This is a genomic window from Kutzneria sp. 744 (genome assembly GCF_000568255.1).
GTDB lineage: Bacteria > Actinomycetota > Actinomycetes > Mycobacteriales > Pseudonocardiaceae > Kutzneria.
Genome location: NZ_KK037166.1, coordinates 11,292,235 through 11,301,860 on the forward strand (window position 1 = coordinate 11,292,235; position 9,626 = coordinate 11,301,860).

Here is a 9,626-nt window from a genome sequence, read left to right on the forward strand (position 1 = left end):
ACCTGTCCCGGCTCCGAGGGACACGAGCGGCCGCGAGGCCCGCTCCCAACCCGAAGGAGTCGTCATGCAGCAGACCCAGGTCTTCGAGGTCCTCGACCGCCCGCTCAGTCAGGAGCTGCTGGCCCGCGACCTGTGCCGGCTGGCCTACGTGGCCAAGGACGGCACGCCGCGCAGCATCCCGATCGCCTTCACCTGGAACGGCGCCGAGATCGTGCTGTGCACCAGCAAGAACGCGCCCAAGCTGCACGCCCTGCGGCAGAACCCGGCCGTCGCCATCACCATCGACACCGAGGTCCACCCGCCGAAGATCCTGCTGGTCCGCGGGCAGGTCGAGCTGGACGAGGTCGAAGGCATCCCGGCCGAGTACCTCCAGATGAACGGCTCCTACGAGATGACCGCCGAGCAGCGCGTCGAGTGGGAGGCCGAGGTCCGGTCGCTGTACGACGGCATGGTGCGGGTGGTCATCAGGCCGACCTGGGCCAAGCTCATCGACTTCGAGACCACCCTGCCGTCCCCGGTCGAGGAGCTGGTCCGGCAGCGGGCGGAACGTCAGAGTGCTTAATGCACTATGACTTCAGTGAAGAATGAAACTAGCCATCCGCAGGTACCAGAACAAAGCAACATCTCTACGATGTGCCGGTGCACCTGGGCGAGATGGTGGCGGGACTGCGCACCGGCCGTGGCTTGTCGCAGGAGCAGTTGGCGGAGCAGAGCGGGGTGAGCGTCCGTGCGATCGGCGAGATCGAGCGCGGCGCCACCCGCCGCCCGCACCGCGAGACGCTCCGCGCCCTCATCGGGGCCATGAACCTGACGCCGGGGGAGCAGCAGGCGCTCGCCGGGGCCGCTCGGTCCGCACCGCCGCCGGACACCCGTCGCCGGCGGACAACAACCCGACCGGCGCTGCCGGCCCCGGTCACGTCGATCGTCGGCCGGTCCGACGATCTCGCTGCGGTGCAACGGCTTGTGCAGGACTCGGCGGTCCGCCTGGTCACGATCATCGGCACGGGTGGGGTCGGCAAGACCCGTCTCGCGGTCGAGGTGGGCTGGCAGGTGGCGGCACGCTTCGACTCCGTGCACGGCCTCGACCTGAGCCCACTGCGGCACCCGGACGACGTCCCGCAGGCGCTGGCCGAGTCCCTGCGCACCTCGGACCCGGCCGCGCTGATCGGCGACGGGCGATGGCTGCTGGTGCTGGACAGCTTCGAACACGTGGCCGCGGCGGCCACCATCGTGGGCACGCTGCTGGCCGGGTGCTCGCGGCTGACCGTGCTGGCGACGAGCCGATCTCCGTTGCGGCTGCGGGGAGAGCACCTCTGGCCGCTGGCCCCACTGTCCACTCCGAACGGTGACGACACGGCCGCGCTGGCCGACAACGCGGCGGTCCGGCTCCTGGTCGAGCGAACGGCGGCGGTTCGGCCGGGGTTCACGCTCACCGAGGCCAACGCCGCCGCGGTCGCCGCGCTGTGCCGGCGGCTGGACGGCCTGCCACTGGCCCTGGAACTGGCCGCGGCCCGGCTGCGCACACAGGCCCCCGCCCAGGTGCTGGCCCAGGTACGCGACCTGCACGGCGACACCGTGGACCTGGCCGACCGGCACCTCAGCCTGCGCCGCACGGTCGAGTGGAGCACGCGCGGGCTCACCGATCCGGACCGTCGGCTGTTCGGCCTCCTCGGCGCGTTCGCCGGTGGCGCCGACCCGGTCGACATCGAGGCCGTGCTGGGCGCACCGCCGTTGTCGTTGGCGACGCTCGCCGCGCACAGCCTGGTCACCGTCACCGAGCAGGCCGGCAACACCAGGATCGGCATGCTGGACACCATCCGCGAGGTGGTGGAGGACCAGCTCACCGGCCACGGTGACCGGGACGCCCATGCCAGCCACTTCCTGCGCCTGGTCCGCGACGGCGACCCCCGGCTGGCCGACGAGCTGGAGAACGTGCGGGCCGCCGTCCAGCACGCCATCGACTCTGCGCCGACCTTGCTGGACGTCGCGACCGTGCGGGCGTTGACCAGCCACTACGTGGCCCGGGGGCGGTTCGCCGAGGGCCGGCGGATGTTGACCGCCGCGGCCGACGCCGCACCCACCGCGCAGGCCCGGGCCTGGGCCCTGCACGGGGCCGCGGTGACGGCGAACGAGAGCGGCGATCCCGAGGCGGCGCTGACGTTGGCCACCGCGGCGGCCGACATCTTCGGCGCCGACCCCGAGGGGCGGGCCGCGACGCTGACCCTCATCGGCAACGCCCACAAGTTCGCCGGCCGCCATGACGAGGCCGCCGCCGCGTACACCGGCGTCCTCGACCAGGCCCGACTCACCGGCGACGCCCGCCGGGAGACCATCGCCCTGAACAACCTCGGCGCGCTCGCCCACGACCGCGGCGCCTACGCCGAAGCCATCGACTACCACCGCGCCGCGTTGAGCCGTAAACGCGAACTCGGTGACCGTCGCGGCGTCGCCGTCGCTCAGCTCAACCTTGGCGCCGTCCGCAACGACACCGGCGATCACGCCGAGGCCGCCGCCCTGCTGACCGAGTCCGCCGCCACCTTCGCCTCCCTCGGCGAACCCGGCTCCGAGGCCTTCACCCTGGCCCTGCTCGCCCAGTCCCAGGCCGGTCTCGCCCGCTGGTCCGACGCCACCGCCACCGCCCGCCGCGCGCTGGACCTGGCCCGCCACGTCGAGCACGTCCAGGCCATCGGGCTGGCCCTGTTCGCCCTCGGCCAGACCACCGCCGCCGACGGCGACCACAGCGGCGCCACCCGCCTCTTCCACGAGGCACTGACCTTCCCGCTCGGTCGCCCCGACCAGGCCCGCGTCCACGAGCACCTCGCGCAGCTCTGATTCTGCCGGCTTTTCCGCCGGTTCGGCCTGGAGTCGGCCCGCGGTGATCTCTACCGTCTCCCGGGTCACGGCCCGTACTTGTTTGTCATCGAGGAGACGCATGCCGTTTTTACCCCGCGCGTTCCGTGCCGCGGTGCTGGTTCCGCTCGCGATCGCCGCCGTGGCACTGACCGGCGTCACACCGGCGTCGGCCGACAACACCGTTCCGCCGCCGGTGAGCGGTGACGTGCTGTATTGGTGGACCAACACCGGCAATGACGGCACCGGCGTGAAATGCATGCAGATCGACCCGGGGCGCGACGACGACTTCGCCCCGGTCGACCAGTACCACTGCCAGTACCGCAACAACCAGGGCTGGCGGATGGGCTCGGTCAACGGCGACCCCACCGTGTTCTGGCTGCAGAACGTGGCCTCCGGCAAATGCCTGGACGACTACGCCTACGGCACGAACCAGGGCAACCCGATCATCCAGTACACCTGCCTGATCGGCACGAACCAGCAGTGGCGCATGATCTGGAACTACAACGACGGCAGCGCGCAGTTCCAGAACGTGAACAGCGGCCTGTGCCTGTCGGTGGACGCCATCAACTCCAGCAACTACCGGCGTTTCGTGCAGAACCCCTGTTACGGCTTCATCAATGAGCGGTTCGACGCGATCTGGGCGGGCTGACACAAGCACACGGGCCACGCCTGCCACGTCCGGGCAGGCGTGGCCCGTGGACTCAGAACGCCGGCAGCGTGTGCCAGGCCTGCCCGGCGTCGGGCGCGTCGTCCCGGACGACGGTGCCCTCGATCAGCCCGTACGGACGGTCGGCGGCGTAGAAGACCTCGTTGTCGTTGGCCAGCCCGAACTTGCCGAGATCGACCACGAAGTGATGCTTGTTGGGCAACGAGAGCCGCACCTCGGAGATCTCCGGACGGGCCCCGATCACGGCCTCGCCCATCGCGTACAGGGTCTGCTGCAACGACAGGCTGTGCGTGTCGGCGAAGGCGGCGAGCAACGCGGCGCGGGCTTCGGCGAAGCTCTTGTCCCACTCGACATCCAGCCCCGAGAAGCGCCACTGGGCGCTGACGGCGGTGGCCAGGATGCGGTCGTTGGTCTCGGGCAGGGTCGTGTACTTGTCACGGGGATAGCCGTGGAACTCCGACCCGGTCGTCTTCAACACGATCAGGTCCCGCAGCCCGGAAACGACCCATGCTTCGGAGCCGTCGACGGTGACGGCAGTCGTTCGCTTCTCGTCGGAGCCACGGACGAAGGAGTGGTCGTTGGCGGCGATCCGGCCCCAGCCGTGCTCGTCGATCAACACCCGGGCGCCGGTGATCTGGTCGAAGGAGCCGACGAAGTGCCGGCCCAGGCGCAGCGCGAACTCCTCGATCTCGCCGACCGGCGCCTCCTTGGCGAAGGCGTAGACGGTGTTCTTCTGCGTGTCGGTGGGCACCACTCCGGAGTTGTCGCCGGTCAGGTGGGTGGCGGCCAGGTCGCCACGCAGCGAGGTGCTCACCGTCAGATCCCGCAGCGAGTGCACGGAACCGTTGCGGGACACCGTCACCAGGCGGTTCTCGGCCTTGCCGTACTGGTTGGGACCAAGGTGGACGGCCACGATCAGCTCCCTCGGTAGCTGGTGAAGGAAAACGGGCTCAGCAGGACCGGCACGTGGTGGTGCCGGTCGGGGTCGGTGATCCGGAACGTCACGGTCACCTCGGGGAAGAAGGCCTCGCGGCCCACCCGCGCGAAGTAGGTGTCGGTGTCGAAGACCAGCCGGTACACGCCGGCCTCCACGTGGTCGGGGCCCAGCGTGCGGCAGCGGCCGTCGTCGTCGGTGACGCCGTCGCCGATGATCCGGCCGTCGGATTCCAGCCGCACCAGCACGCCCTGGGCGGGTTGGCCGGAGGTGGTGTCGAGCACGTGCGTGGTGATCATTGGACGACCTTCGCCAGGCGCAGCAGCGCGATCTTGCCGAGTTCTCGGACGGTGACGGCCAGTTCGGTGTCGGGGTCGTGGGCCAGCCGTTCGCGGAGGTCGGCCAGCAGCTCGTCCCCGCCGCGGCCGGCGGCGCAGACCAGGTAGATCCGGCCGAACCGCCGCTCGTACTCGCGGTTGGCCGTGACGAACTCGTCGGCGTTGTCCACTCCGGACTGTTCGGCCCGTGACGTGGCGCTGCCGGTCTTGTCGCCGATGCGCGGGTGGCCGGCCAGCGCGAGCTCGACCTCCTCGGCGGTCAGCGTCGCCGCCGCGCGCTCGGCTACCGCGAACAGCGCCTCGGGGGAGTCGTAGGGCTGCCCGTCAAGCACGGTCCGCACCCAGCGTGGCACCGCTAGGCACTCGGTCAGCGCTGCCTCGTCGAGGTTCATGTCCAGCGACGGTAGAAGCGTCGGCCGACGGATGTCAACAATTTGTTGAAGTCGATCATGATTGGGACCGGTTCAGGTAGTTGTAGACCGTGAACCGCGTGACCCCGAGCGCCTCGGCCACCGTGGGCACCGACTTTCGCATCTCGAAGGCCCCGCGTTCTTCCAGCAGCCGCACCGCCCGCTGCTTGTCGGCGCGGGACAGCGAGTTCAGCGGCCCGCCGAACTCCGCCTCGACCTCCGCAAGCACCCGATCCAGCGCCCCGACGCCGACCGGCTGATCGTCGGCCGCGCCACCACTCTGCGCCTCCGCGCTCCCGATCGTCCGTTCCGACGGACTCGCGCCGCCCGGTACTCCCAGCCGTAACGTTACGCGGGTCGCCCCTCCGGCCAGGGCCGCGCGGAAGATCTCCGGCAGCGCGTTCAACACCTCGTCCGACGGCCCCCGCACGGTCGTGCCGAGAGGCCCGAACGTCGTCTCCAGGCCCGCCTTCTGCGCCTGCTCGGCGGCCTGCGCGGCATGCGCGGGCGGTTCCCCGCCGGCTTCGGCGCGGAACGGCTCGGTGGTGAACTCGGCCTCCAGATCCACCGTCGAACCGTAGCGCCGACCGTTGACCGGCCGCAGCGGAGCGTTCTACTCTCTCACTAATCGGAAAAGTAATTCCGCGATACGGAAATCGGAGTGATCCGGTGCTTCTCGACGCCAACCTCTCGATCCTGTTCACCGAGCTGCCCCTGCTGGAGCGGCCGGCCGCGGCGGCCAAGGCCGGCTTCGACGCGGTGGAGTTCTGGTGGCCGTTCGACACCGCGAACCCGACGCCGGCGCAGGTCGACGCCTTCGTCGACGCCCTCGACACGGCCGGCGTGAAACTGGTCGGCCTCAACTTCTTCGCCGGCGACATGCCGGCCGGCGACCGCGGCGTGGTCTCCTGGCCCGGCCGGCAGACGGAGTTCAACGCCAGCGTGGAGATCGCCGTCGACATCGCCCGCCGCACCGGCTGCCGCACCTTCAACGCCCTGTACGGCAACCGGATCGCCGGCTTCACACCGTCCGAACAGGACGAACTGGCGACGGCCAACCTCACCGTCGCGGCCACCGCCGTGCAGGCGGTAGGCGGCACGATCGTGCTGGAGCCGCTGTCGGGCGCGCCGGACTACCCGCTGCTGACCGCGGCGGACGCGCTGGCCGTGGCCGACCGGGTGCCGCTGGGCAACGTGGCCCTGCTCTGCGACCTCTACCACCTCGCGGTCAACGGCGACGACCTCGATTCCGTGACCAGCAAGCACATCGACCGCATCGGCCACGTCCAGTTCGCCGACGCCCCCGGCCGCGGCGAGCCCGGCAGCGGGCAGCTGGAGCTGCTGCGACACCTGACGACCTTGTCCGCCAACGGTTATCGCGGTCACGTCGGCGCCGAGTACCGGCCGACCGGCGCCACCGCCGACAGTTTCGGCTGGCTGCCGACATTCCAGAAGGAGGCGTCATGAGCAAGATCGGCTTCATCGGCCTCGGCATCATGGGCTCGCCGATGGCCGGCCACCTGGTCGCCGCCGGCCACACCGTCACCGGCTTCGACCTGTCCGAACCGGCCCTGGCCAAGCTGGTCGAGGCCGGCGGGCACCGGGCCGCCAACGTCACCGAGGCGGTCGCCGGGGCCGAGGTCGTGATCACGATGCTGCCGCAGGACGAGCACGTCGAGGCCGTGACGACCGAGGTCATCGCGGCCGGCGCCGACGGCCTGCTGCTGATCGACATGAGCACGATCCGCCCCGAGACATCGAAGAACGTGGCGGAATCGGCGGCACACAAGGGAATCCGCGTGCTGGACGCGCCCGTGTCGGGCGGCGAGGCCGGGGCCAAGAATGCGGCACTGTCCATTATGGTCGGTGGCACGGCCGAGGACTTCGCCGAGGCGCTGCCGCTGCTCCAGAACCTGGGCAAGACCATCGTGCACGTCGGCCCGCACGGCGCCGGCCAGGTCGTGAAGGCGGCCAACCAGCTGGTCGTCGGCGGCACCTACGCCCTGGTGGCCGAGGCGATCGTGCTGCTGGAGGCGGCCGGCGTCGACGCGCGGGCCGGCATGGACGTGCTGGCCGGTGGCCTCGCCGCCAGCCGGATCCTGGACCTCAAACGCGAGTCGATGATCGCCCGCAACTTCCAGCCGGGCTTCCGGATCGACCTGCACCACAAGGACATGGGCATCGTGCAGGCCGCCGCGCGGCAGGCCGATGTGTCGCTGCCGATGGCCGGCCTGGTCGCGCAGCTCATCGCCGCCGCCCGCGCCATGGGCCACGGCTCGCTGGACCACTCCGCGCTGCTCAAGGTCGTCGAGACCCTGTCAGGAAAGGCGTAGCCATGTCGAAGATCCCCGTCATGCAGGCGGTCGTCGAGGTGCTCGCGTCCGAGGGTGTCGACATCGTGTACGGCTGCCCCGGCGCCGCGATCCTGCCGTTCTACGCGGCGCTGGAACAGAGCTCGCTCAACCACCTGATCGTGCGCCACGAAGAGGGCGCCACCCACATGGCCGACGGCTGGGCCCGCACCACCGGCAACGTCGGCGTCGCCGTCGGCACCTCCGGCCCGGCCGGCACCAACATGATCACCGGCCTCTACACCGCGCAGGCCGACTCGGTGCCGATCCTGTGCATCACCGGCCAGGCCGTCTCCAGCAAGCTGCACCAGGAGGCGTTCCAGGCAGTCGACATCGTGGAGATCGCCAAGCCGGTCACCAAGTGGGCGGTGCAGATCAAGGAGGCCGCGCAGGCCCCGTGGATCTTCCGCGAGGCCTTCCGGATCGCCCGCTCCGGCCGTCCCGGCCCGGTCCTCATCGACCTGCCGCTGGACGTGCAGAAGCAGGAGATCGAGTGGGACGGCGCGATCGACGCCCCGCTGCCGATCGACGCCGTCACCCCGCACCAGCCCCGCGTCGAACGCGCCCTGGACATGCTACTGGCGGCCGAGCGACCGCTGCTGCTGGCCGGCGGCGGCGTGATCGGCGGCGAGGCCTCCGCCGTGCTGCGTGAGGTCGCCGAGCTGCTGGGCGTGCCGGTGCAGATCACGTTGATGGGCAAGGGATGCCTGCCCGAGGACCACGAGCTGTTCGCCGGCATGGCCGGCATCCAGACCAGCCAGCGCTGGGCCAACGCCCTGTTCCTGGAGTCCGATTTCGTCCTGGCCCTGGGCGCGCGGTTCGGCGACCGGCACACCGGTGACCTCGCCGTCTACCGGGGCGATCGCAAGTTCGTGCACGTGGACGTCGACCCGTTGCAGATCGGGCGCGTCTTCGGGCCGGACCTCGGCGTCGTCTCGGACACCAAGCTGTTCCTGGAAGCCTTGCTGGCCGCCGCGAAAAAGCGCAACGCCCAGCGGTCCTGGCAGCAGTGGGCGGCCCGGATCGATGAGCTTCGCACGCAGCTGCCGCGGCGGGACGACTTCGACACCGTGCCGATCAAGGCGCCGCGGGTGTTCCGCGAGATCAACGAGTTCTACGGCCCGGAGACGTACTTCGTCACCGCGATCGGGCTCTACCAGATCTGGTCCGGGCAGTTCCAGCGCACGCACCTGCCCCGGCACTACCAGGTCTGCGGGCAGGCCGGCCCGCTCGGCTGGGAGATCCCGGCGGCGATCGGCGTGCGCACGGCCAAGCCGGACGCCGAGGTCGTCGCGGTGGTCGGCGACTACTCCTTCCAGTTCCTGGTCGAGGAGCTGGCCGTGGCCGCGCAGTACGACGTGCCGTTCGTGCTGATCATGCTGAACAACGAGTACCTGGGCCTGATCCGGCAGGCCGAGACCGGCTACAACATGAACTACCAGGTCGACATCCACTACGACGAGTACGGCGCGGACAACGTCAAGATCATGCAGGCCTACGGCTGCTCGGGCCGCCGGGTCACCGAGCCCGGCGAGATCACCGACGCGCTGGCATGGGCCCGCAAGGAGGCCGGCCGGACCAGCCGGCCGGTGCTGGTCGAGATCATGATCGACCGGGCCGCCAACGCCTCCATGGGCAGCGCGCTGAACACCGTCGTCGAGTTCGAGCCGGTCAGCTGAGGACGATGAAGGTCCTGCTGGCCCCGGACAAGTTCAAGGGCACGCTCGCCGCCGGCCAGGTCGCCGACCACCTGGCGGCCGGCCTGCGGCGGGTCCGGCCCGACCTGGAGGTGCGAGTGGTGCCGGTCGCCGACGGCGGCGAGGGCACCGTGGACGCCGCCTGCGCCGCCGGCTTCGACCGCCTCGTCACGACCGTGACCGGGCCGCTGGGCAGCCCGGTGCGGGCGATGCTGGGCCTGCGCGGCGGCACGGCCGTCCTGGAACTGGCGCAGGCGTCCGGCCTCGGCTGGGGCAGCTCGCCGATGTCGGCTTCGAGCTCCTGCGTCTGCGAGCTGATCCGGGTGGCCATGGACATCGGCTGCGCCCCATAGTGCTCGGCCTCGGCGGCAGCGCC

Annotated in this window: 11 protein-coding genes; 7 read left to right on the plus strand and 4 right to left on the minus strand. The window is 70.7% G+C overall.

What is annotated here, in order from left to right; all coding sequences use genetic code 11:
• Positions 1-64: 64 nt before the first annotated feature.
• The 3 genes from KUTG_RS50985 (at position 65) to KUTG_RS50995 (ending at position 3,502) form a co-directional block, all read left to right on the plus strand.
• The gene (locus KUTG_RS50985) at positions 65-562 is read left to right on the plus strand and encodes a pyridoxamine 5'-phosphate oxidase family protein (protein ID WP_043727303.1); all 498 of its coding nucleotides are present in this window, start codon (positions 65-67) and stop codon (positions 560-562) included.
• 77 nt (positions 563-639) lie between these two features.
• Positions 640-2,832: an ATP-binding protein gene (locus KUTG_RS50990; RefSeq protein ID WP_043733718.1), complete on the plus strand. Its 2,193-nt coding sequence runs from the start codon at positions 640-642 to the stop codon at positions 2,830-2,832.
• A gap of 100 nt (positions 2,833-2,932) precedes the next feature.
• The gene (locus tag KUTG_RS50995; protein ID WP_043727305.1) at positions 2,933-3,502 is read left to right on the plus strand and encodes an RICIN domain-containing protein; all 570 of its coding nucleotides are present in this window, start codon (positions 2,933-2,935) and stop codon (positions 3,500-3,502) included.
• A 52-nt stretch (positions 3,503-3,554) separates the two neighbouring features.
• Here KUTG_RS50995 and pucL read toward each other — a convergent pair whose 3' ends face one another.
• Genes pucL through KUTG_RS62755 form a run of 4 tightly spaced genes read right to left on the minus strand, consistent with a single transcriptional unit; the run spans position 3,555 to position 5,770 of the window.
• Positions 3,555-4,433 carry a factor-independent urate hydroxylase gene (gene pucL, locus KUTG_RS51000; RefSeq protein WP_043727307.1) on the minus strand — a complete coding sequence of 293 codons (879 nt, stop codon included), beginning with the start codon at positions 4,431-4,433 and terminating at the stop codon, positions 3,555-3,557.
• Positions 4,434-4,435: 2 nt separating this feature from the next.
• Positions 4,436-4,753 (minus strand): hydroxyisourate hydrolase, encoded by a 318-nt coding sequence (gene uraH / locus KUTG_RS51005; protein ID WP_043727310.1) that lies wholly within the window; start codon positions 4,751-4,753, stop codon positions 4,436-4,438.
• Positions 4,750-5,184 (minus strand): 2-oxo-4-hydroxy-4-carboxy-5-ureidoimidazoline decarboxylase, encoded by a 435-nt coding sequence (gene uraD, locus KUTG_RS51010; RefSeq protein ID WP_043727311.1) that lies wholly within the window; start codon positions 5,182-5,184, stop codon positions 4,750-4,752. Before uraD ends, uraH begins: the two co-directional genes overlap by 4 nt.
• 55 nt (positions 5,185-5,239) lie before the next feature.
• Positions 5,240-5,770, minus strand: coding sequence for a helix-turn-helix domain-containing protein (locus KUTG_RS62755; protein ID WP_043727314.1), 531 nt, complete (start codon positions 5,768-5,770; stop codon positions 5,240-5,242).
• A 101-nt stretch (positions 5,771-5,871) separates the two neighbouring features.
• Here KUTG_RS62755 and KUTG_RS51020 point away from each other — a divergent pair, with 101 nt between their 5' ends.
• The 4 genes from KUTG_RS51020 to KUTG_RS51035 are packed head-to-tail and all read left to right on the plus strand — an operon-like array spanning position 5,872 to position 9,603.
• Positions 5,872-6,669 carry a hydroxypyruvate isomerase family protein gene (locus KUTG_RS51020; protein ID WP_043727317.1) on the plus strand — a complete coding sequence of 266 codons (798 nt, stop codon included), beginning with the start codon at positions 5,872-5,874 and terminating at the stop codon, positions 6,667-6,669.
• Positions 6,666-7,535, plus strand: coding sequence for an NAD(P)-dependent oxidoreductase (locus KUTG_RS51025; RefSeq protein ID WP_043727318.1), 870 nt, complete (start codon positions 6,666-6,668; stop codon positions 7,533-7,535). The genes KUTG_RS51020 and KUTG_RS51025 overlap by 4 nt, the downstream gene beginning before the upstream one ends.
• Before the next feature lie 2 nt (positions 7,536-7,537).
• Positions 7,538-9,232, plus strand: coding sequence for a glyoxylate carboligase (gene gcl / locus KUTG_RS51030; protein WP_084580828.1), 1,695 nt, complete (start codon positions 7,538-7,540; stop codon positions 9,230-9,232).
• Positions 9,233-9,237: 5 nt separating this feature from the next.
• A complete protein-coding gene (locus tag KUTG_RS51035) occupies positions 9,238-9,603 on the plus strand; it encodes a glycerate kinase (protein ID WP_052396428.1) in 366 nt (121 codons plus the stop codon).
• The last annotated feature ends 23 nt before the right edge of the window (positions 9,604-9,626 follow it).

Coding starts and splice junctions, on each gene's coding strand:
- KUTG_RS50985 (WP_043727303.1), top strand. CDS start 65: ATGCAGCAGACCCAGGTCTTCGAGGTCCTCGACCGCCCGCTCAGTCAG.
- KUTG_RS50995 (WP_043727305.1), top strand. CDS start 2,933: ATGCCGTTTTTACCCCGCGCGTTCCGTGCCGCGGTGCTGGTTCCGCTC.
- uraH (WP_043727310.1), bottom strand. CDS start 4,753: ATGATCACCACGCACGTGCTCGACACCACCTCCGGCCAACCCGCCCAG.
- uraD (WP_043727311.1), bottom strand. CDS start 5,184: ATGAACCTCGACGAGGCAGCGCTGACCGAGTGCCTAGCGGTGCCACGC.
- KUTG_RS51025 (WP_043727318.1), top strand. CDS start 6,666: ATGAGCAAGATCGGCTTCATCGGCCTCGGCATCATGGGCTCGCCGATG.
- gcl (WP_084580828.1), top strand. CDS start 7,538: ATGTCGAAGATCCCCGTCATGCAGGCGGTCGTCGAGGTGCTCGCGTCC.
- KUTG_RS51035 (WP_052396428.1), top strand. CDS start 9,238: ATGAAGGTCCTGCTGGCCCCGGACAAGTTCAAGGGCACGCTCGCCGCC.